The sequence below is a fragment of the Streptococcus thermophilus genome (genome assembly GCF_010120595.1).
GTDB lineage: Bacteria > Bacillota > Bacilli > Lactobacillales > Streptococcaceae > Streptococcus > Streptococcus thermophilus.
Window position 1 is genome coordinate 86832 of the sequence record NZ_CP038020.1, and the last position, 23363, is coordinate 110194.

Annotated in this window: 19 protein-coding genes; 3 read left to right on the forward strand and 16 right to left on the reverse strand. The window is 39.0% G+C overall.

The window, feature by feature from the left end; translation table 11 throughout:
• Nucleotides 1–9: 9 nt before the first annotated feature.
• Entirely contained in the window at nt 10–300 is a 291-nt protein-coding gene (rpsF, locus tag E3C75_RS00425) for a 30S ribosomal protein S6 (RefSeq protein WP_002951906.1), read from the reverse strand.
• A gap of 218 nt (nt 301–518) precedes the next feature.
• Between rpsF and E3C75_RS00430 the strand changes: the two genes are divergently transcribed.
• Both E3C75_RS00430 and mutY read left to right on the forward strand, forming a co-directional pair.
• Nucleotides 519–1472 carry a hypothetical protein gene (locus E3C75_RS00430; RefSeq protein ID WP_111679703.1) on the forward strand — a complete coding sequence of 318 codons (954 nt, stop codon included), beginning with the start codon at nt 519–521 and terminating at the stop codon, nt 1470–1472.
• A 1170-nt stretch (nt 1473–2642) separates the two neighbouring features.
• Complete coding sequence (mutY, locus tag E3C75_RS00435) at nt 2643–3794, forward strand: A/G-specific adenine glycosylase (protein WP_100273139.1); 1152 nt, start codon at nt 2643–2645, stop codon at nt 3792–3794.
• A gap of 326 nt (nt 3795–4120) precedes the next feature.
• Here the strand turns inward: mutY and E3C75_RS00440 are convergent, their stop codons facing one another.
• The 4 genes from E3C75_RS00440 to polA all read right to left on the reverse strand — a co-directional run bounded on the left by E3C75_RS00440 (nt 4121) and on the right by polA (nt 8211).
• Nucleotides 4121–4291, reverse strand: a complete 171-nt coding sequence (locus tag E3C75_RS00440) for a hypothetical protein (RefSeq protein WP_223899628.1) — start codon at nt 4289–4291, stop codon at nt 4121–4123.
• A gap of 253 nt (nt 4292–4544) precedes the next feature.
• The gene (locus tag E3C75_RS00445) at nt 4545–4706 is read right to left on the reverse strand and encodes a hypothetical protein (protein WP_014727699.1); all 162 of its coding nucleotides are present in this window, start codon (nt 4704–4706) and stop codon (nt 4545–4547) included.
• Nucleotides 4693–5007 carry a hypothetical protein gene (locus tag E3C75_RS11060; protein ID WP_014727700.1) on the reverse strand — a complete coding sequence of 105 codons (315 nt, stop codon included), beginning with the start codon at nt 5005–5007 and terminating at the stop codon, nt 4693–4695. Before E3C75_RS11060 ends, E3C75_RS00445 begins: the two co-directional genes overlap by 14 nt.
• 564 nt (nt 5008–5571) lie before the next feature.
• Nucleotides 5572–8211, reverse strand: a complete 2640-nt coding sequence (gene polA, locus E3C75_RS00455) for a DNA polymerase I (protein ID WP_100273140.1) — start codon at nt 8209–8211, stop codon at nt 5572–5574.
• Nucleotides 8212–8417: 206 nt separating this feature from the next.
• Between polA and E3C75_RS00460 the strand changes: the two genes are divergently transcribed.
• A complete protein-coding gene (locus tag E3C75_RS00460; protein WP_100273141.1) occupies nt 8418–10769 on the forward strand; it encodes an endonuclease MutS2 in 2352 nt (783 codons plus the stop codon).
• Nucleotides 10770–10869: 100 nt separating this feature from the next.
• Here E3C75_RS00460 and E3C75_RS00465 read toward each other — a convergent pair whose 3' ends face one another.
• The 11 genes from E3C75_RS00465 to E3C75_RS00515 form a co-directional block, all read right to left on the reverse strand.
• Entirely contained in the window at nt 10870–11412 is a 543-nt protein-coding gene (locus tag E3C75_RS00465; RefSeq protein WP_100273142.1) for a CvpA family protein, read from the reverse strand.
• Nucleotides 11409–11726 (reverse strand): hypothetical protein, encoded by a 318-nt coding sequence (locus E3C75_RS00470; protein WP_003096030.1) that lies wholly within the window; start codon nt 11724–11726, stop codon nt 11409–11411. The genes E3C75_RS00465 and E3C75_RS00470 overlap by 4 nt, the downstream gene beginning before the upstream one ends.
• 527 nt (nt 11727–12253) lie before the next feature.
• On the reverse strand, nt 12254–13603 hold the full coding sequence (locus E3C75_RS00475; protein ID WP_111679704.1) for an ISLre2 family transposase: 1350 nt from the start codon (nt 13601–13603) through the stop codon (nt 12254–12256).
• A 240-nt stretch (nt 13604–13843) separates the two neighbouring features.
• Complete coding sequence (locus E3C75_RS00480) at nt 13844–14059, reverse strand: hypothetical protein (RefSeq protein WP_111679705.1); 216 nt, start codon at nt 14057–14059, stop codon at nt 13844–13846.
• 34 nt (nt 14060–14093) lie between these two features.
• On the reverse strand, nt 14094–14891 hold the full coding sequence (locus E3C75_RS00485) for a ParA family protein (protein ID WP_047209923.1): 798 nt from the start codon (nt 14889–14891) through the stop codon (nt 14094–14096).
• 86 nt (nt 14892–14977) lie between these two features.
• Complete coding sequence (locus tag E3C75_RS00490; RefSeq protein ID WP_111679706.1) at nt 14978–15562, reverse strand: recombinase family protein; 585 nt, start codon at nt 15560–15562, stop codon at nt 14978–14980.
• Nucleotides 15563–15843: 281 nt separating this feature from the next.
• Nucleotides 15844–17484, reverse strand: a complete 1641-nt coding sequence (locus tag E3C75_RS00495; protein WP_111679707.1) for a helical hairpin domain-containing protein — start codon at nt 17482–17484, stop codon at nt 15844–15846.
• A 6-nt stretch (nt 17485–17490) separates the two neighbouring features.
• Nucleotides 17491–17862 carry a plasmid mobilization protein gene (locus tag E3C75_RS00500; RefSeq protein ID WP_111679708.1) on the reverse strand — a complete coding sequence of 124 codons (372 nt, stop codon included), beginning with the start codon at nt 17860–17862 and terminating at the stop codon, nt 17491–17493.
• 203 nt (nt 17863–18065) lie between these two features.
• Nucleotides 18066–18326, reverse strand: a complete 261-nt coding sequence (locus tag E3C75_RS00505) for a transcriptional regulator (protein ID WP_111679709.1) — start codon at nt 18324–18326, stop codon at nt 18066–18068.
• A 66-nt stretch (nt 18327–18392) separates the two neighbouring features.
• Nucleotides 18393–21635, reverse strand: coding sequence for a PBECR4 domain-containing protein (locus E3C75_RS00510; protein ID WP_133264087.1), 3243 nt, complete (start codon nt 21633–21635; stop codon nt 18393–18395).
• Entirely contained in the window at nt 21636–23363 is a 1728-nt protein-coding gene (locus E3C75_RS00515) for a DNA topoisomerase (protein WP_111679711.1), read from the reverse strand.

Below are 23363 nucleotides of genomic sequence, written 5' to 3' on the forward strand. Positions count from 1 at the left end.
TTTACCTTCTTACGCGTCAAGTTTAACGATCATGTGACGAAGAATATCGCCGTTGATTTTTGAAAGACGGTCGAACTCATTAAGAGCTGTAGCGTCGTTTGCTTCAACGTTTACGACGTGGTAAAGTCCTTCACGGAAATCTTGGATTTCATATGCAAGACGACGTTTTTCCCAATCTTTTGATTCAACAACAGTTGCACCGTTGTCAGTCAAGATAGAATCGAAACGTGCTACCAAAGCGTTTTTAGCTTCTTCTTCAATGTTTGGACGAATGATATAAAGAATTTCGTATTTAGCCATTGATATTTTCCTCCTCTTTTGGTCTAATGACTCATGGTCTTTCGCCACGAGTAAGTGAGGTGCACTCACGAGAAATAATTTTACCAAAGAATAAGTGATAATGCAAGGAAAAAGTCAATGTGTCTGCTCTATTTTTGTGAGACTTAAAAATCACTCAGAAAATACTAAGCCCTATCTGTTATCTTTTCTCAGGTCAAACTTCATGCTAAAATAATAGAATGCTTTACCGTAAAAATAAACTGGGAGAGGAACTAGAGCTTCCGATCTTTAACCACTACTATAATATTTCTATCACTGCTCTTGAATTTTACCTTAAAAACCCGGGACAGAGTGATACCTACATCATTACTTTCAAACAGGACAACAACCTCTTTATTGTTGATATGACACATGATCTTGGTCACACCAGTCACTTTGATGCCGCCTCTCTATTTACAAAAGACAAGCTCCTATCAGGTATCGCAGCTGTACCCCTAGCGTCTGTCTACAGCATCCAGATCTTTGCTTTTCCAAAGGAGTTACACTCTCTGGCACCCAGTCAGTATCTTAAAAATCTAGTCGCTCTATACTTTAAAGACCCAGAAACCATGCGTTACCTCAAGACGACAAAAAATATAGGTGACCAGGTAACAAGGTACCAACTGGAGTCGGAGAAACTAGAAAGACAAGGTAAGGTTTTTGAATTTTTCAAGTACACCAGTCGAGGCAAGGTGAAAGAAGAAAACAACTTGTCCGAGGTGTCTAGCAAAGACTACGATTTTCTCCCTGATTTCCATCCCTTTTTAAGCTCACCACGAAACCATCAGGTCCTGAGTATACCTGTGACCTACTTTGATGATAAAACTGGACAGACTGCCAAAATCGACATCATGGGCTGGTATATTAAAGATCAACAGCTTAAGATCCGTTGGAAACCTAAATACATGCGCAAACGCCGTTGGCGATCTTCACGTATTTCTGTTGACATCGTGACTAATAACTACTTCTTTCAGGGTCAAATTTACAGAGATAGTAGTGCACCGATTTTTCTGGACAACTTAAGTTTTGATAGCAAAATTCCCAAGAGTTTCCTGCCACATCTTCAAAAACAATACCAAATTTTTTTATCTCTAGTAGAGGAACAAAAAAGACTAGCCTTGCTTCGAAAGGTTCAGTTAAACAATAAGGACTAAGAATCTTTCGCCAAAATAAACATATCAAAAAGCTCATTCTTACACACTAAAATGAGCTTTTAAGATTTTTCAATTGTCATTAGAACATCCTTTAGGAATTTTGTAAAAAATATTTTCATAAGGAAGAGCTATTGTGTGTCACCATTTTTATACCTAGCAATCATAAATTACCTCCATCAACTTATAAATGATTTTTAACCATTTTAAAATTTTCTATTACATTGGTATCACTCCCTAAGCTATTTTGTGCAATAACTTGAAGTATCTCCATTTTTATAACGTCCTAAGTTCATCATCATAGCAACAACCCCTGATTCTTGTGATTTAGACCTATCTCCCCACTGACCACTCAATGAGGATTACTTATCGCTGTTCTTATAACGACTTACATCAAACATCAACATAATCGTCACCTCGGTACTTTGTTACAAGATTTCAGCATTAAACTTTTGTCGATAGTTAACTTGTTTGGCATTGGTATCACTCCCTAAGCTATTTTGTGCAATAACTTGAAGTATCTCCATTTTTATAATGTCCTAAGTTCATCATCATAGCAACAACCCCTGATTCTTGTGATTTAGACCTATCTCCCCACTGACAACTCAATGAGGATTACTTATCGCTGTTCTTATAACGACTTACATCAAACATCAACATAATCGTCACCTCGGTACTTTGTTACAAGATTTCAGCATTAAACTTTTGTCGATAGTTAACTTGTTTGGCATTGGTATCACTCCTTAAGCTATTTTACACAACTGCTTAAGTATCTCCATTTTTATACCTACTAACATTTCTCATGAGCTTTACTTCACTTTTTTCGTAAGTTAATGGATTTGATTTTAGCTTTCAACTTCTGGCGGTATCACTCCCTTGTAGCTATTTTATGCGACTTAATTAATCCCCATTCTTATAACGCCCCACTGTCATGTGACCACGCTCCTCAGAGATGATTGGTAAAGTTATTTGTTTTGCCTACTATTTTGTTTAGATATCTTGGTCTCCGTTTTTATACCTTGAAATATTGATTCTCACCATGGCTTTTACCTCCTTGATGAATCCTTATCTTCTTTACATTTTTATTATAATGTAAACGCTTACTTTTATCAATCTTTTTCTCTAGGAAATGCAAGATTTTTTGAAAAAAGATTTCTTTGCTACAATAGATATATGTTAGATTTAAAAGAATATGGCATTGTTATGTGGGATGCTGAGAAAATTGTATCTTTTCGTCGCACCCTCCTGGACTGGTACGATCGTGAAAAACGGGACCTACCTTGGCGTCGAATTAAGAATCCCTACTATATCTGGGTCAGTGAAATCATGTTACAACAAACTCAAGTGCAGACTGTCATTCCCTATTACGAGCGCTTTTTAGACTGGTTTCCAACAGTTAAGGATTTGGCTGAGGCTCCAGAAGAAAAACTCCTCAAAGCTTGGGAGGGTCTAGGTTACTACTCACGTGTCCGAAACATGCAAAAGGCTGCACAACAAATCATGACTGACTTTGCTGGTCAGTTCCCAGATACTTATGACAATATTGCAAAACTCAAGGGGATCGGCCCCTATACTGCTGGTGCTATTTCTAGCATCGCTTTTGATCTCCCTGAACCTGCTGTTGATGGGAATGTTATGCGAGTCATGGCTCGCCTCTTTGAAGTTAACTATGACATCGGAGACCCTAAGAATCGTAAGATTTTCCAAGCTATTATGGAAATTTTGATTGATCCTGACCGTCCAGGTGACTTCAATCAGGCGCTTATGGACCTCGGGTCCGATATCGAATCGGCTAAAAATCCAAGACCAGACGAAAGTCCTATTCGCTTTTTCTGTGCAGCCTATCTCAATGGAACCTATGACAAATACCCCATCAAATTGCCAAAGAAAAAGCCCAAACCTGTGCAAATTCAGGCTTTTATTATCAGAAATATGAAGGGTGAATTTCTTCTAGAAAAAAATATCGACGGGCGCCTACTAGGTGGTTTCTGGACTTTCCCTATCATAGAGACGGACTTTATTGGCCAACAACTCAGTCTTTTTAAAAAGGATAATTGTGCCCTCGAAACCGTTTCACAAAAAGCTATTTTCGAGGAAAATTATGCTCTTAAACCAGTCTGGGCAGACAATAACTTTACACCCGTAAAACATACCTTCAGCCACCAAAAATGGACCATCGAAATAGTGGAAGGTATTGTTAAAGATGACAAACTCCCTACCCACAAGGAGCTATGCTGGGTAACGACTGAGGACTTTAACCAGTTCCCAATGGCCACACCACAGAAAAAAATGATTAAAACTTATGAAGATAGCAAAAAAGGGTAGCATCGCGCTAGCCTTTTTCTTATGCGCCAAGTTTATCGTACTTACGGCTATGACCCTTAATATAACCAATCAAAATAATAGTGCTATCATAAGAGTCAGTAAATAGCTTTCCTCTGTTTACTTGACTTATATTTTTTAAGATAGGATATAATTGACCTATCAAAAAGAGTCAACAAACCCATACAAACCATCCCTATTATATAACTTTTCAAATCAAACATGGGTTCTCCTTTTGCTTTTTTAAGCTCCTATCACAGCTTCTGGTTCCTCTTTTATTTATGATAGATTGCAAGAATAAGTGCATAAAAATAATAACATAAATGTCACTATGGGGAACAAAGCCATTGAGAATACAAATCCCAACCGCTTTGTCTTATTTTACGATAATGAAAATCAGATGATTGACCTAACTCAAGATCACTTTGTGTTCCTAAAAGTCTATCTTTATTATTATCAGATTCGTTATTGTCTAGAATAGAAACTCCCGAAGAAATCATAAAAAGTTGTGAACTTCCTACAGATTCCCCCGCCCAACTATACTCCTTCAAAATACAGCCTTTTACTTCTCCGAATTTCAATATAATAATTGTACCAGATTGTGTGACTCTATCCTTGCTAAATACAATAGTGTCTCCTCTTCCATTTTCTCAAGTTCCTTCCAGAATACTAAAATCACCATCCTAAATAGCATCGATATCTATTCCAGTCTCTTTGCTTGACTTACTGTTGCTACTACTTTCTTCTGTATTGTCAGTCGCTACTTGAGTCATCAAAGTCGTACCAGTCTTCGGAAAACAAGTCCAAGGTCTGAACGTCTCCCAGGCTAACCTTACTTGCACCATCTGTCGTCTCAGATATGCTGAAATCAACCGATTGAAGCTGATTAAAGGTACCATCTTTATAGCATTTCATAGTGCTCAAGCTTAGCAAAGGTTCCAGCACTTTTGGCAAATACAAGCTCATCATCATTATTAAGATAATATAATGCATGAACACTGTCAGGAGTATCAATCAAAACCTCAGCCGAGCCATCATTATTGATATCTACATAGCTATATTGGACTTTTTCACCCACTCTATTGGCTTCAAAAATCGTATTAGTTGAATAAGCTTCCTCAGTTGAGAGGTTGCTTGGAACAGCTGATGTATCACGGTTTAAGGCAATAGATCGATAGAGGTCCAAGACCAAAGCATAGAGCTCATCGTAGCTCACTTCCTCGGTTTCGGACGAATCGCCACTCACTTGCTCAGACTTAGCAGTACCGTCTCCTGATCCTGAACCATCCGTATGTGTTGCGTTTACAAGCTGTCAGCAAGAACAAACTTGATAAGAGCGCAAATCCTGTTAATTTCTTTTTCATAACTATTCTTTCATAAAAAATGACCTAATAAAAACATTAAATCACTTAAATCTCTTTAGTATTACATCAACAATTACACAGGTGATAAGTTAAGTATTTTTTTGAGAAATCAATCTATATTTTTATATCTCTAATCGTTTATACAATTGGACTAAATGCTATGTTTTAGCAATTCTAAACTAGATTAAATTAGAAGATTAATTAAATTATCTATAGATTAAGCAATAATCCTTTATAATTACAAGTAGTTCTACCAAAAAAGCCGGACCTCAGTCCAGCTTTTATCTGTCTATTTCTACTTGGTCATAAAGTAGGTGATAATCACCAATACTGCTACGATACCCCAGGACAACGGCTAGAAACCCCAGCATATAACGCAGGAGAAAATAGGTAAATGGGAGATTTTCTTTCATGCTTTACTTTGCCTCATACCATGTACAGCCCTCATTTTCATCTGCGATGAGTGGGACAGCGAGTTCTACTGCAGATTCCATGGTTTCTTTAACCAAAGCTTTCATAGCTAAAAGTTCGTCGCTTGGCACCTCAAGGACGATTTCATCGTGTACTTGGAGGAGCATCTTGGTTTTATAGCCACCTTCTACCAGAGCCTTGTCTAAGTTAATCATAGCAATCTTGAGGATATCAGCAGCACTTCCTTGGATAGGAGAGTTTATGGCTGTTCGCTCTGCGAAGTTACGGACATTAAAGTTACGAGAATTGATATCTGGCAACTCACGACGGCGGTGGAAGAGGGTTGATACATATCCTTTATCCTTGGCTTCACGAACCACATTATCCATATAAGCCTTAATACCAGGATAACGCTCAAAATAGGTGTCAATATACTCCTTGGCCTTCTTACGGCTAATACCAAGGTTGTTAGAAAGACCAAAGTCAGAAATACCATAAACGATACCGAAGTTAACAGCCTTAGCGTTACGACGGTCGTTAGGTGTGACATCCTCTGGCTTTTCAATACCAAAGACACGCATGGCTGTAGAGGTATGGATATCCGCCCCCTCCTTAAAGGCTGCAATCAAATGCTCATCTCCCGAAATGTGGGCAAGCACGCGCAACTCAATTTGTGAGTAATCCGAGCTTAGTAGCACTGCGTCCTTAGTCGATGGGACAAAGGCCTTACGGATGAGACGACCCTGCTCCAAGCGAACGGGGATATTTTGCAAGTTAGGATCCACAGATGAGAGTCGACCTGTCTGGGTCAAATCTTGCATGTAACGGGTATGGATCTTACCATCCTCAAGGATATAATCCTGAAGCCCCAAGACATAGGTAGACTGAAGCTTAGTGATTTGGCGGTACTCTAAAATCTTAGCTACTATTGGAGCAATTGGTGCCAAACGTTCAAGGACATCCACTGCCGTTGAATAACCTGTCTTGGTTTTCTTAGTGTATTCCAAAGGTAGACCCATTTTTTCAAAGAGGATAACACCCAACTGTTTAGGCGAGTTAATATTGAATTCTTCGCCCGCCATTTCGTAGATGTCTTGGGTCAATTTGTCGATGACTGCTTGGTTTTCCACTGCCATCTCGTTAAGGGTTTGTCCATCGACCTTAATACCAGCCATTTCCATCTTGGCTAACACATTTGCCAATGGTAATTCCATGTCAAAGAGAAGCTCTGATTGGCCATGTTCAGCTAACTTTTCTAGCATGACCGGTTTGGCAACCTGAAGGACCTTGACTTTTTTTGCCAGGTGGCTGAGCAAGACCTCTTTTTCAGGAATGGCACGCTTAGCTCCCTTACCATAGACTACCTCATCTGTTTCCAGTGATAAATCTGTGTAGAGACGAGCAATTGTTGACAATTCATTGTCCTCAACAGTTGAGAGCAAATACTTGGCCAAACGGGCATCAAAATTAGCTGTCGGCAAGTCAATACCTAGATGGCTCAAAAGGACCTTACTGCGCTTGAAATCGTAGATATTAACAGCCTTAGAAAGAGCTGCTTGGAATGCTTCTGATTTGAGTAGGTCAGTATCTGTAGACGCATAAATCTGCTTTTCATTTCCCCAAGCAAAACCGATGATAGGTTCTGTGTGATAATTGTCACCGAGGATTTCAAAATAGAAGAAATCTTCAGAGCTAAAGTGATCCGCTGTCACTTGGCTAGGCTCTACATAGGCCACATCAAAATCCTGTGGGACAGCCTCTCCGCGAAGAGCATTTTTGAAATGAACAAAGCCCATCTCGTCATAAAAGGCTAGCAATTTTTCAAGGTTAGGTCCCTTAAAGGCCGTATCATCTAGGCCAATTTCAATAGGTGACTGTGTATCAATGGTCGCCAAGGTCTTAGAAAGGAAGGCTTGTTCCTTGTCGTTGATGAGATTTTCCTTCATTTTGGACTTTTTCATCTCATCAATGTGGTCATAGATGCCTTCAAGGGAACCGTGTTCCAAGAGGAGCTTGAGACCAGTCTTTTCACCTATCTTAGTAACCCCTGGAATATTGTCGGACTTGTCACCCATGAGGGCCTTAAGATCGACGAATTGAGCTGGAGTAATCCCCATTTTCTCCATGAGATAGTCAGGAGTGAAGGCCTCAAACTCAGCTACGCCTTTCTTCGAAATCTCAACGACTGTATTTTCATCAGTCAGCTGAATCAAGTCTTTATCCCCAGAAACAACAGTAATTTGAAAGGCCTCACTAGTATTTTCAGCCATCTTAGCTAAGGTACCGATAATGTCATCTGCTTCGTACTGAGCCAAGTCATAATAGGCAATGCCACGTGCAGCCAACATCTCACGGATATAAGGGAGCTGTTCACGGAATTCCTCTGGAGTCTTGGCACGACCAGCCTTATAGTCCGCAAACATCTCTGTACGAAAAGTTGTTTTTCCCGCATCAAAAGCTACTAAGACATGGGTCGGCTGAATACGCTCAAGTAGGTTGTCCAACATAAGGTGAAAGCCGTAGATGGCATTGGTATGAAGGCCGTTATTGTTACGAAAACGGTCAATTTGATTATAGAGTGCGAAAAAAGCACGAAAGGCAACGGACGAACCGTCGATTAATAGTAATTTTTTTTGATTAGTCATAGGTTTATTATAGCATAGATGGGTGCATTGGTTTTGATTGAAAATCTCTTATTTTGAGAAGACTGTTTTGTAAAATAAACATTCATAAATAATAAGCCATAAGGAAAATTGTCCATCGACAAATTTTAGAACGAATCAGTCAACAGTATTGTTACAGGTATTTCCCAGCTCCACGTCCTATAGTAAAATATGCTATAATAGGAGCTATGAACACAAAGATTTTAGACCAATTAGAATTTAACAAGGTCAAAGACCAGTTCACAGAATACCTGCAGACCGAACAGGCTCAGGCGGAGTTACGTGACTTGGTGCCTATGACCAATCCAGAAAGAATTCAAAACCAATTTACAGAAATCCAAGAAATGTCTGAGATTTTCGTAGAGCATCATGGCTTTGCCATTGGTAGCTTAAGAGATATTTCTGAGCCCTTGCGTCGCTTGGAACTGGATGCTGACCTCAACATCCAGGAGCTCATTGCTATCAAGAAGGTCTTGCAAGCTTCAGCTGACCTTAGCCGCTTCTACGCTGACCTTGAAAATGTTGAACTCATCGCTCTTAAACGTCTTTTTGAAAAGATTGAGGCCTTTCCAAGGCTACAAGGTAGTCTTCAAAGTATTAATGATGGTGGTTTTATTGAGCATTTTGCTAGTCCTGAGTTGCAAAATATCCGTCGTCAACTTAAGGCTTGTGATGATGCCATTCGCCAGACCTTGCAAGACATTCTCAAGAAATCTGGGCACATGTTAGCTGAGAACTTAATTGCTAGTCGTAATGGCCGTTCAGTGCTTCCTGTCAAAAATACCTACCGTAACCGTATTGCGGGGGTTGTTCATGACATCTCAAGCTCTGGGAACACAGTGTATATCGAGCCACGAGCCGTTATCCAGCTTAACGAAAAAATTACACAATTACGTGCAGACGAGCGCCATGAGATGGCACGTATCCTACATGAACTGTCTGATCAACTCCGTCCACATACTGCTGCCATCGCTAACAACGCTTGGATTTTGGGCCATATGGACTTCATTAGAGGAAAATACCTCTATCTCCATGATAAAAAGGCAATTATTCCAGAGATTAGTGACAACCAAACACTCCAACTGCTTAACGTTCGTCACCCTCTTTTAATCAATCCAGTAGCCAACGATTTGCGCTTTGATGAGGATCTCACGGTCATTGTCATTACAGGTCCCAATACTGGTGGTAAAACGGTCATGCTTAAAACTCTAGGACTAGCTCAACTAATGGCTCAATCTGGTCTGCCAATTTTGGCTGATAAGGGCAGTCGTGTAGCCATTTTCCAAGAGATTTTTGCGGATATCGGAGACGAACAGTCTATCGAACAGAGCTTGTCAACTTTCTCTAGTCACATGACGCACATTGTCGAGATTTTGAACACTGCCGACAGCAATAGCTTGGTCTTGGTCGATGAGCTTGGGGCTGGTACCGACCCTCAGGAAGGGGCTAGTCTAGCCATGGCAATCCTAGAGCACCTCCGTTTGAGCCAGATTAAGACCATGGCTACTACTCACTATCCTGAGCTTAAGGCCTATGGGATTGAGACACAACATGTGGAAAATGCTAGCATGGAGTTTGACACAGCAACTCTAAGACCTACCTATCGCTTTATGCAAGGGGTTCCTGGTCGCTCTAACGCCTTTGAGATTGCTCGCCGCCTCGGTTTGAATGAGATTATTGTCAAGGAAGCAGAAAACCTCACTGATACGGATAGTGATGTCAACCGTATCATCGAGCAACTTGAAGCCCAAACTGTGGAAACACAAAAACGTCTGGAGCACATCAAGGACGTTGAGCAAGAGAACCTTAAATTCAACCGTGCGGTCAAGAAACTCTATAATGAATTCTCCCATGAGTACGACAAGGAACTCGAAAAGGCTCAAAAAGAAATTCAAGAGATGGTAGATACAGCTTTAGCTGAAAGCGATAGTATTCTCAAAAATCTCCATGATAAGAGTCAACTCAAGCCTCATGAAGTTATCGACGCCAAAGGGAAACTTAAGAAACTTGCCGCACAAGTCGACCTTTCTAAGAACAAGGTTCTTCGTAAAGCCAAGAAAGAAAAGGCTGCGCGTGCCCCTCGTGTCGGTGATGATATCATCGTTACTGCCTATGGGCAACGTGGTACGCTCACCAGTCAAGCCAAAAATGGTAACTGGGAAGCTCAAGTGGGTCTCATCAAGATGAGCCTAAAGGCAGACGAATTTACTCTGGTTCGTGCCCAAGCAGAAGCACAACAACCCAAGAAAAAACAAATTAATGTGGTTAAAAAAGCCAAGAAGACATCTTCTGATGGGCCTCGTGCCCGTCTAGACCTTCGTGGGAAACGTTACGAAGAAGCCATGCAAGAGCTCGATGCCTTTATTGACCAAGCTCTACTTAACAACATGAGTCAGGTGGAAATCATCCACGGTATTGGTACCGGTGTCATCCGAGATGCTGTAACCAAATATCTCCGCCGTCATCGCCATGTTAAAAATTTTGAATATGCCCCACAAAGTGCTGGTGGTTCCGGATGTACCATCGCAACCTTGGGTTAAAACTAATTAAGAGAGACTGAGACACTATGTCCAGTCTTTTTCATATATCTCAAATCCAAACACAAAAAAGTCTCCCTTAAGCAAGGAAGACGTCTGTTTTCTATATCACACTTGTCCACAAGTGTTGGATAATCTGGCTAACTGGAAAATTCCAATTAATTAAAAGACGCAAAAACCAGCTAGATGACAAGACCGTTTGAATATTGTTTATGGGAACGGTCGCAAGGATATTCCCCAACATCGTCAAAGGTACCAGACTTACCAAGGAAGCAAAAACACCGCCTATCACTTTGAACCGTGTCTGATCAAGGCGCTCAATTCTCACAAAATGGAAGAAAATCCCAAGAAAACGCAAACCATAATAGGCCACACAATAAATGGCGAAGTAGGCGACGCCCGCATAATAGACACGGTCAAGTGAGAAGATATTCTGGTCTGTAAAAAAAGCTACACTGGCATCTTTGGTTGGATTAGTATAAGGTACCCAAAGATTGATAGCCTCTCCCAGAGACTTATAAAAGTAGGCCGCGACGCACATGGCGATAATGACTGAAACCACGTAATAGGCTTGCATAAAGAGACCTCTTCGGTAGCCAATATAGAAATTCCAAGCCATGAGGGCTAAGACAAGAAGTCCAATCATGCGTCATCCTCATCGTCATCACTTTGAGCTGTCGCCTTGACCTTAAGTTGTTCGAGTTGCTTAGCTCTCAAAATTTCCAACTCTTTTTCCATATCTTCAACTTGAATTTCACGTTCCAACTGAGTCGACAAAGAGTTGATGGCCATTAGGATAGCAATCGTTTCATTATCAGCATTTTTCATCTGCTTTTTGATAATTTTATATTTTTCATAAGCAACACGCTCCACCTCTTCCATGAATAAGTTGTCCTTATCAGTTGTTAGCGTGAGATTTTTTTCTCCAAAATGAAATTTGTAACGGTTTTTGTTTGCCATTTGCTTATTAACTGCCTAATCAATGGTGGACATGGAGTCTCCACCGCAGCTTCTCCTTATTTTTGTTTTTAGCACCCTTTTTAGTCAGATTTTAACACCTTCTCCAGGGCGTGTTCGACACATAAATACCAACTGACTCCTCCAATCATCGAAAAAAAGAGCAGAATTTGGCATTCTCTTTCTAATCATTATATCCTAAATTTTAAATTTCGTAAATTTTAGACTTTGTTCTGAGTGTGTCTGTTTTTGGGAGAAAATGAAAAATCATCAATCGAACGCAAATAAAGACCGAAACTTTCAACTTTTTCCCTGTCCCAGTCTTGATTTATCGTCTTGATGATGATACAATACTATTACTGATTGAACAAGTGGTAGTTGTTTAATCGGTTGGCGTTTAGGTGTTGTCGCACCTAGCGCCTTTTCTTCGTGTTTTTCTATAACTCTATTATATCATAATTAGATTCAAATGCAAGCAATTTCTATAATTTTTTTACAAGAAGCCTTGACAATTCAAGGTTTTTTTGTTTTTAGTCCCGTTCCTCTATCATATGTTCTCCCCATTTTTTCTTAACGTTCGTCCGTTTGAGTTGTGGCAAGGTATAGTTTTTATTTTCATCATGACAAGGCAGACCAGAAGTATTTTTCTCTTGGTCTTTCATTGTGTCAAAGTGACTTCTCCACTCACCGAAAAAGAGGTCTCTCAACTCTCCTGTGTGGCTTAAAAGAATAGTCTGACTCATGGCGTTAGCCCCCTTCTTACTCCAATACATCCCCCTGTTTTTCATCCTATACGTGATTTTTCGGTGTTGCGATTCCATGATACCTATACCATTTGAACTCAATCCAAAAGACTCAGGCTTGTCCGTAAACCTGAAATTTTTCATCAGTTGCCTGCTGAAGCGTTGAAAGGCTTCTAATCTCTCATCCGACTCAATCAATGATTCTGCGGTATCAAGCACCGTCTTCAACCCTGACTTGTCTCGGTTTTTGATCGCTTTAAAGGCTTGATTGACCAAACCTGAAGGAAAAGGACTCAGGTTCTTTTTCAAGGCTTGATTCACGTGAAAAGCATCCCAAAAATGAAAGTGTTTTTTGGGATTGAAAGCATCTGCAAGCTCCTTAAATACTTTGGGAGAATAGCCCTTACCACCATCTGAATTAGTAACAATCAAGGTATTAGAATCAATATCATAATGCTGATAAATAAGGTCTAGGAGTTTATCTTTTGCACGTTGATAGTGTGTTGATACTACTTCTAGTTTATCCATCAGGACATTTCTTTTGCCTTTTTTACTTCCTGAATGGACGACAAAGTGAGTCAATTCAAGGGATTTTTTCTTCTTGTCCGTTGAACGTTTAACCCAAACCCCATCACCTTCAACATACAAAATTTTGGGCTTGACCTTCTCTTTTTCTTCCTCGGTCCAACTTTGAACAGATAGAGAGTCATATTCTTCTTTCTCGTTAATCAGTTGCCCTGCCACCTCTAAGGCGTGCTGAACGGTGTTTTTAGTGATATAGATTTTCTTCAGCAACTCCATCACAGCAACTACTTTCCGATAAGGCATATAATTTGATAGCTCAGTAATCTGATAAAGAAGCTCCTGGGAGAAGCGTTGACGTGGTTCTAAACCTAACTTTTCATCAACAGGGATTCTAACCGTATCTCCCTTCTTCCATCTGCTACGTATAAAGGTCATTTCACCAAAGGAGAAAATCACAGTACGTTCTTTTTGGTTAATTCTTTTATATCCCTGCGCTCTCATGCTAGGCGCAATCTTTTTCTCATAGGCTTCAATCATCTTGAGGAATGCACGCTGATTATTTTGGTTCAACTGTTTTGAAAATTCTCTTTCGTCAAGAATAGCTTCATCCATCTACTTCACCCCACTTTGAAATAATAAAGCCTATTATAGCGATAAGTCAGGATTTTGGGTATTAAAAAAATGACCTCTCCATCTGGAAAGGTCTATTAAACTTATCTTCAATTTCATCTCTTTTTAGTAACTGATAACATTTTTTCACGGACATTTCCATGTATTGGCAATCCTTATTCTATATTATTTTAAGTTTGATTAAATTATCACTCTTTATCATCATTATAAACATAATTATGTTTATAAATTTTTGAAATAGTCGTTAATATATGAAGATGCTGAGCGATAGCCTTTCTCTTTTGCCAGGCTGTCAATTTTTTCACGGACTGATGGCTGAAGAGTAAACTGATATTGTTTGGTACGTTCAAACGTCTCAACTGCTGAAGGTGTCTTAATTTCTTTCAAGGTTTCCTGAAGGGATTTGCTGATTTGTTTTTTCTTAGATTCAAATGCCATGGTATCTCCTTTATCAATATATTTATAACTATATTTATAATGATATTTTATCAGTTATTTTCTGAAAAGTAAAGTCAATATCCTTGAAAAATTCCTTATTGACCCTGGTCAGGTCTTTGTCCTTCATCATATCTGAAAGAGAGACTTTATCAAGCGTTGACCTATTAAAGAGTTCTTTTTGAGGAATCATTGCAAGGACATTTTCCTCATTCGTAAGAGATGCTACCAATTCTTTGGATGATTTGGTATTGTGCTTAATCATATTTCCTAAAAAGAAAAGTTCTGCTGTCACATAGCTTTCACGGGTTTTAAAATCGAACGCTTCAGCTTTAAATTCTTCTAGTCGCTCCTGAAGGTTAAATTTTGCCTGGTAACCATGCTCTGACGGAATCACAGGACTTAACACTGCATGGCTAACAATGATAGCGTTACGAGTTGCCGTTGAAAAATCAGGATGGCAATCTATGATGACATAATCGTACTTCTCAATTCCTTTATCATCATAGTTATCCTCTAACCACATATAGAGTAACATATCTTTATAGGCTTTGGTCTCAAGTTCTTTTTCTAACCTATCAAGACGGAGATAGCCTGGAATTAAGTCAATGTTCTCCTTAACATTCAAAAGAGCAACATCACCTTTCCCTCTAAAAATATTAGCGACTGTTCCCTCGTTATTAAAAACATCATAAGTTTGGGTTAAGTTGCATTGATGGTCAAGGTCAATAAACAAGACCTGCTTTCCTTTACTAGCTAACCACTCACCATAATTATAGGCAAGAGTTGTCTTCCCAACCCCACCCTTGATAGCTGAAAATGTAATAATCTTCATCAGAAATCCCTCCTGTTTTCTATACTTCTATTATACCACTATAATTATATTTGTCAACATAATTATGTTTATAATTATAATTATGTTTATCTTTTTATCTTATGCTTTTCACGATACCGCCTAAAAGTACGTTCGTTGATACCTGTTAGCTTGGCAACGTCTTTATCTGATAGACCTTCAAGGTAAAGGTCAAAGGCATGAAGAAGCCTGCTGTCATCTTCTGAAAAAATGGCTTTTCTGCCTTTGTACTTTCCTTGAGTCTTGGCAATAGCTATCCCTTGGCGTTGCCGTTCCTTTATGCGTTCCCTTTCAGCTTGTGCCTGGTACTTGTAGAGTTCCAGGATAAGATTGTTCAAGAGCCGTCTCAGGTTGTCATCCTCAATCCCTCGAAGAGTGGGAAGATTTAAGACTTCCAAGGTTGCCCCCTTGGCTTGAATATCATTCATGACCTCAGTTAGCTCCTTGTTATTCCTACCCAGGCGTTCTAATTCTGTCACAACCACTATATCACCTTCACGTATATAAGCAAGCATAGCTTGTAACTGAGGGCGGTTTTTATTAGCTCCACTGATAGTTTCTTGAAAAAGTTTATCTACCTGGTTAAGCTGTTCTAATTGCCTTGCCATGTTTTGGTCAGATGTACTGATACGTGCATAACCAATTCTTGTCATTTATAGTCTCCTTTTTTGCCTAACTCTATTGTCCACCTTCTCAGACCTGGTAAATCAATAAATGAACAATAGGACAATAAGGCATACTCTATTGTCCACGTTATTTAATAAAATAAATAGAAAATGACCATATCTAATAGACATGACCATTTTTCTATTTACAAAATAAAATACATATCCCATGTAGGAATTTTTATTTAAAAGTTTATAATCTCCTTGCCTTGTTTTAGAATTTTATTTCACCGAAAAATCGATCGCCGTTGGCGGTGATTTTTCTTAGCCTATCTTTCTATTTCTTCAGGGTCATTTTTCTGTGGAGAAATTTCTTGTCTTCTTGCTTGAGCGTGTTTCTCAAGTTTTTCATATTGAGTAAAGTCTTTAACAATACTATCAAATTTTTCCTTCAGGGCTTTCCGTTCGATTGAAACCTCAACAACCTGTTTTTCAATCTCTTTTGGATTGACTGAAGGTGAAATATTGAGTTCTTCCAAAACTTGATAAGCTACTTTTGCATCAATCGGACTTTCTGAATGAATATCTTCAAGCGCTGAAGCAATTTTGTTCAAGCGTTCCACTTTGTCATCAAGCCTATCTAATGAATCTTGTGTTTCTTCAATTTGAGCAATAAAGCGGTCACGTAGTTCATGAAACTGGTCAGAATCAGATACATTATGACTGACTAGGTAATTATATTCCTTGACCAGTAAATCCAACTTGGAAATATTAGGGTTCTTGGTCAAGATATATTCTCCACTCTCATAAGCAAGCTGATTGATAAGCGTTGACCCTTTCATAAATTTGTTACTTGCTGAATTGTCAGGATTGATGAAATAGAAAAAATCAGATTTCTTGATAAAGACATCAAAGCTCCCGTCATCCTGTTTATCAACTAAGCGACTTGGAATTTTAACTGTTCCTTGATTGGCTATCCCATACTGCATTTGAAGATAAATCCCTGTGTCTGTTTCATGCTCGACCTGCCACGGTTCAATCTTGACCCTGATTTCAAAATCTTCAGCTTTCTCGGCTTGTAATTTGTCATACTCGCTTTTAATTGACTGTAGCGGATGCACGATTTTATTTTTAGCTATTCGCTCTTGAATTTGTTCCAAAGAGTAACGTCCCTTTTTTGACAAGGTGCTGTCACGAGTATTTCTCTTTTGGTCTTTATCAAGTAATTTATACTTGGCATATTTGCCTGAAAAGTCCACTGCAAGATTAAGCGCCTTTGCCTTCTCTTGAAAGTCCCCTAGACTGGTTGAGTGTTTCAAAAGAAATTCAAGACGGGACTTGATTTCTAATTTGAAGACATTTTCTTTCTGATATGCTGAGTATTCTTTGTGACCAAATTGATTTTTATTTTCAAGGATTTTTGCTCCTGCTAAATCAGCATACTTATCAGAAATTTGCTCCAGGGCTTTTTTTGTGCCCTTCTGCCATCTGAATTTATTAAGAGTTACTGAGTTAGTGGAATTGATATAAATGTGATTGTGTAGATGCCCCTTGTCCATGTGAGTAGCAATCACAAATTGATGACTTCCACCTGTCAACTCAAGTGCCGTCTTTCGTCCAATTTCATGTACCTGTTCAGGTGTCAGATTATCTTCAGGGGAAAATGATTGAATAACATGGTGGGCTAAAACGTCATTTTTGACCAACTCCTCATTATTGATTGGTCTGCCTTTTTCTAAATTGGCAAGTTGCTTCAGTTGCATCATTTCTGAATAAGCAGACTCAACATCAATTATCATATTTCCTGAAACCAACTGAGAGACAGGTTGACCATTTACAAACTTGATAGGAAAGTTTAAATCTGAATCAAGCAATTCAGCTCCAATGGTTTTAGCACCATCTTCAATATACTTGATACCATCAGATAATTTATTGACCGATTTTATCTGTTTGACTTTTGTTACTACCAAATCAATTTACTCCTTTCTTTCCTTCAAGACTTTTTCAATATGGGCAATTTCTCGGTTAAAATTTTCATCAACCAAGCGTTTAACCTCTGCTAACGATTCCTGCAAAGTTCGATAATTTTCAAGACTAACTTCTTCATTCGTGTTGATATATTTTACAAGTTGGTTGATATTTGTACCAATTCTATTTATCTCTGTTCTCAATTTTATCAACTCAGAATAATCAACTGTTACCACCTCACCAGTCAAAAGCATATAACGAGCATAAGTGTTAAAATTTTTAAATCCATGAAGTGCCATTCTTTCTTTTATCAGGTCATTTTCTCTTGGAGTCACTCTCATTTTTCGCTGAATCTCTCTATATCGTTTCTCGTTTGTCATTGAAATTTTCCTTTCATTTTTCTTGACAAGTACACTCTTATCCCCTAAACTTTTCAAACTGGCAAGCATAGCATTTGGGTACCCAAATGCAATATTTAAAAGATTTTCCCAAAACCCAAAACTGGCAAAGTGCCAATTTTGAGCGGGTCAATCTTTCAAAGTTTTGGGGAATATCCCCAAGCCCCTAAGTCGTCCTTCAGACCTTAATTGACTTCAACTTGTTGAAGCAATTCTTCTTTTTTGGTTTGATACTCTTCATCAGAAAGAGTTTCAAGATAGCTGATTGTCTCAGCATATTCTTGAGCTAATTCAGGGTCAATGTCTTTTAGCTCGTCAGCATCTTCATCTAAAAGAGCAATCGCTTTTCTGCGCTTGGCTTCGATAAAATTTTCATTCTTGGTATATGTGCCATTCTCAAAATAGAATAGGTTCAAAAGTAATGTTGCTTCGATTGTTTCATTCATGGTTTTATTCCTCCGATTGTTTTCTTCGACTCATAAAGCCTGCTGATAATTGAGCGACAAGGTCTTTTACAGGCTCATCTCGTTGTCGCTCTTTTGTGCTTTTTTTGGCGAATCTTTCGCCTGCTCTTTCTCTTTAGGCTCAACTGTCTTTTCTTTATCTTTGTTTTTCAGTCGGTCAATTTTTTCCTGAAAAGCATCTTTTTTTAGTTCCTTACTTTGATACTTTTCAAGCGATTTATCAATTCTTGAAATCAAACTATCTGCTTCTTTTTGGACAATTTTGATTTGTGCTTCTAGGTCTGAAAGTCCTTCAGGGTCTTGTGACCATGTTGCCAAATAACCAAAACTGTAATCACTTGTGTCTAACCCATAGTGACTAGCAACAACAAAAGCGACTGACTCCGCCTGCAATTCTGCGGTACTTCGTTTCAATGGTTCTTCTTGCAACTTTTCTAAATTGTGTAAATCTGAATGTGCCATTTCATGGAAGATTGTTTTTAAAGTTTGTTGCTCAGACATCCCTTGCTTAATCACAATATGATTTTCTTTTGGAGAGTAATAACCATTGGCAGTTCCTGTGTCATTGCTGAAAGAAAGAGGAACGCCATTAGCTTCTGAAACCTCTTTAGCCGACTTATAAAGGTTGCCATAATCTTGATAAGTCCCTTCGAGTTCATAAATAGGCTTTGCTAATTCTTTTCCGTTTGTTTGGGAAATATCAAAGACAGGAACAAGTTTAAAGGACGTGTAGGTTTGTTCATTTCCATTTTCATCAAGAAGGGGTTCATGCGTTTTAGGGTCTTTCTTTTTAAGGGTAATTGGCGCAAAAATCCGTAGCGCCTTCTCGCCTTTATTGACACTTCTTTCAAAGTCATCCTTCCACTTTTTGAAAGATGCTACGTGGGAAGCATCAGGATTTTGCATTACAATCAACTGAATATTTCTTGGGGAATAGCTGTGAAACTTGCTCATTGTTTCAAGGTATTGTTTATACGTATCTGATTCAAAATAATCATTGACACCGTCCTTCAATAATTGCGAAAGCCCTTTACTGTCTTTTGCTTCAATCAGTTCAGCAACAGTTTTTGTTGGTTCTGAAGAAGGGGTATTTTGAGAATTTGGATGCTCAGCATCAACTGGATTTGACCCATATACAATTTCTTCATTATCCGATTTCCCGTCTCCATCTGTATCTGCATTGTAAGGACTTGTCCCTTGATTTTTCTCTTGTTCATCAGAAAGACCGTCACCATCTGAATCCCGTTCCAGTTCTTCTTGTTGATGTTGTTCAATCTTTTTTTGCTCTTCTTCTCTAAGAGTTTGGTCAAGCTGATTTCTTAAATTTTGGTCTTGATTTGTTGACATTATATGCCCTCCATCTTGTAAATTTATTTCTTCTTTAAGCGGTGTAACTTCTTTATTTTTCTGTAAAGTCTCAAGCATTTCTTTTCCATTATCCGTGATAAATTCATTATTAAGAGATAGAATTTTTATTTGATTATTCTTTTCAGCAAATACACCTAAGATAATTTTTTCTTGATTCAATGCATCTAGTTCAATGTTTAAGGCTGTATTTGGTTTTAAAAGCGTTGCAGGGAAAGATGAATTGTCATCAGTCCTAAAAGCTAATAATATATCTTTATCATCAGAACGAATAGAGCTTGAGACATCGAGTCGTCCCATTTTTTCAACTGAGGATAAATCATCAAAAACAAATGAATCTGTTTCAAATATTTCAGGTAGTAAAGGTAATAATTTTGCTTTATCTCTAAACCCTGTTCCAACGGATAAGTTAGCAAAGTTTCCGTTTCCTGAAGCTATATCTTCGATAAACTGCTCTGATAGATTGTCCGCCCATTCCTGGTAAACAGGAGCTAGTCCTGTTAAGTGCATCCAATTTTTCTTCTCAAAGTCAATCTGAAGCATTTTAATTTCGTCAAGGTCTTGATAGAAATAAGTGACCTTGCTATCAGCAAGCTCATTCAAATACCAGGATGCTGACTTTTGAAACTCTTCAGCATATCTATTAAGAAAACGAATATCTTTGTCTGTTGCATAATGATAGCCATTTCTAAGCCCAACACTTGACTCTTTAGACCTATCAATGTTAAAATATAAGTAAACATTGGCAGGAAAATCAGGTTGAGTCATTGACTCTTCGGGTTGCAGTGCTATCCCTGAAACTTCGGTTTCTAAAGAACTGAAATTGCGATTAAAAAGTTCGCCCCCAATGTTAGACAGCTCTTGACTTCGGTCAGGAGCTTTTTCTTTGTTCTCAACCGTTGGATGCTTATAATTTTTTAGATAATCATTCCAGTCCATTTTTTCCAGTCCTTCTGCTATTGGTGGAAGGTCAAGAGTAAGTCCAATTTGTTTTGCGGTTAAACGCTGAATGAAGGCATGCCCTGCCTCATCATTATCAACGGCAAGGGTAATTAAATCCTGGTGTTTTCCATCTTCAAAGAAAGTGGTTACTCTAGCCATGTCAGCCAGGAAGGAAGATTTTTTCTCCTGGTCAACCTCGCCATTAAGTTCACCAATCTCAGTCAAAAGTTCTGCCACGTGACGACTCACAGTTGATTCTTTTAAGCCATCCATAGCAACTAAACGGACATCCTGAAGGGAGTCCTTTTTGAGTTCATAGTAGCTCATAAGGTCTATTGGAGCTTCAGCAAAAACTAGACGGGATGGTGTCCCAATATCAACGTGCATCCCTGTCAAGCCATCTGAAGCCCTCATTATTTGTTTTAAGCGCCCTCTTTCGTACAAGTCTAAGTTTTCCCTTATCCCTTGCAAAGAAGCTCCTATAACCTCATTTTGAGTGTCCAGGCTTTTGAAAACAATGACAGGTTCAAAATAATCACCTGTCTTTTTAGTGGCTTGTGATAAGACGCCTTTTTCTGCGAAAAAATCGATCGTCTCATCAGACAAGCCCCTGATTTCCTTCAAATATTCTCTACCCTCCTTGAATTCAGTTTCATAGGGTTCAAGATAATAATGAAAAGGTTCTTTTTCAGGAATAATAGTTGCATCCACTACATCAAAGCTCCCCTCTTCCAGGAAATGTTTAGCTTGCTTAAAAGAGACAGATTCTCCTGTCATTTCTTCTTGGACTATCTGAACCATTTTTATCACGTCACCACCAATAGAACGGGCAAACCAATTGAAATAATTATCCCTGGTATTGATAGTAAAGGAATCATGCTCTTGCCAGGCGTAAGTATGGCTTCCTGTTCGGTGTAGTTGCATTCCTAGGCTCTCAGCTACCTCTAAAATGGATAACTGCTTCAGTTCTTCGATACTTGCCATCTATCCTGCTCCTTTCTCTAATTGTGCTCTTATGGCTTTTTTGGTTTGCTCGATAAACCAATCTTTAGACTTTTGACCTTGACCAACTAACTGAAGGGCTGTTTCCCACTTTCCAGTTGTTTCAGGATTGGTGTACATCACTTCAAGATTATCCAGGAAAAGGACAAGCATTTTCCCCCTATCTGTTGGGAAAAATTGACCTGTCTTCTTGTCACGTGTGATATAGTCACGGTCAATAATGGTCTTAATGATGCCTGCTCGTGTTGCAGGTGTTCCTAAATTGTACTTAGGAAGCACGTCATCAAGCAGACTGCTTTCTGTTAGCCTTGCAGGTGGTTTTGTCTTATCTTCCTTAATTTGGGCTTCAGTGGCTATTCTAGCCCCCTCCTGGTAGATAGGTAAGACGGAATCCTTATTTTCCTTTTCAGCTAGTTCTGTCCACCCCTCATTAGTCATCACATTTCCTTTAGCGCTGAAGGTATTCCCATTGTTATCAAGTGTCACTTGTGTTGCTTGGTAACGGTAATCAGAAGCAAACATCAAGAGCGTTCTCTTGAGGATTTCCGTATAGATGATTTTTTCATCTCCTTCAAGTGAACTCACGTCTGACATGTTTTCCGTTGGGATGATGGCATAGTGTTCCATCTGTTTATCTTGCACATACTTCTTCCGTGGCTTAACGTTAGGTAAATCAGCTTCAATACCCAGGATAGCTTTATAATCGTCAAGGTGTTTAACCAGGTATTCAAATTCATTAGGGGTAATCAATTTGTGGTCAGTACGTGGATAAGACGTAACCCCTTTTTGATAGAGCTTTTGAGCTATTTCAAGGGTATAAGCTGAATCAAAGTGATATTTCTTACTCATTTCTGATTGAAGACTTGTCAAATGGTATAAATTTGGCGCAGAAACCGCCTTATTTTCGCTTTGAATAGATTGAACGACCGAATATCCCCCAAGAACCTTTAGAGCCTCCTGTGCGCTCTCTAGGGTCTCAAATTTGGTGTTGTTTTTGAAGATTGTCCCTATATCATCAATCAGTTCTACCTTCCAAAACGGTTTAGGCTCAAAAGAATCAATAGCCAGGTCATTTTCAACGATTAGAGAAACAATCGGTGTCTGTACTCGACCAACTGAAAACTTCTTCTCCTTCTCCCCTAAATAACCTAACTCCTGGAGCTTCAATGATGTCCAAGGGCTAAAATTAAAGCCGACCAACCAATCTGATTTGGCACGTGCTTCAGCTTCTTCAGCATATTGTCGGGTTTCTTCAGCAGGTCTCAGGCTTTTGAAGGCTTTGACAATTCCTGAATCCGTCAGAGAGTTGACCCATAACCTATATTTGACCTTCTTCAGAGCATTTGGAATCAGTCTCAAAATCAAATAAGCGATAGACTCACCCTCACGGTCTGCATCTGTCCCTATGATGATGCAATCTGCTTGATTGACCTCACGTTTTATCAGGTTAAATTGCTTTTTCTTATCCGCCTTAACCTCATACTCGAAGGTCTCAGGAAAAGCGGGCAAGTTTGCCAAGTCCCAATTTTCATAGTTCTGATAAGGATTCTTTATCTCGACCAAGTGACCAACGGCTGAAACCACCGTCACTTGACCGTCTATCAAGTTTGTTGTGACTTTCCAAGCCCCTTTTTCATTCTTAGCTTGTCCGAGGGCATGAGCATATTTCTTGGCTTGGTCAGGCTTTTCAGCCAGTACCAGGTATTTCAT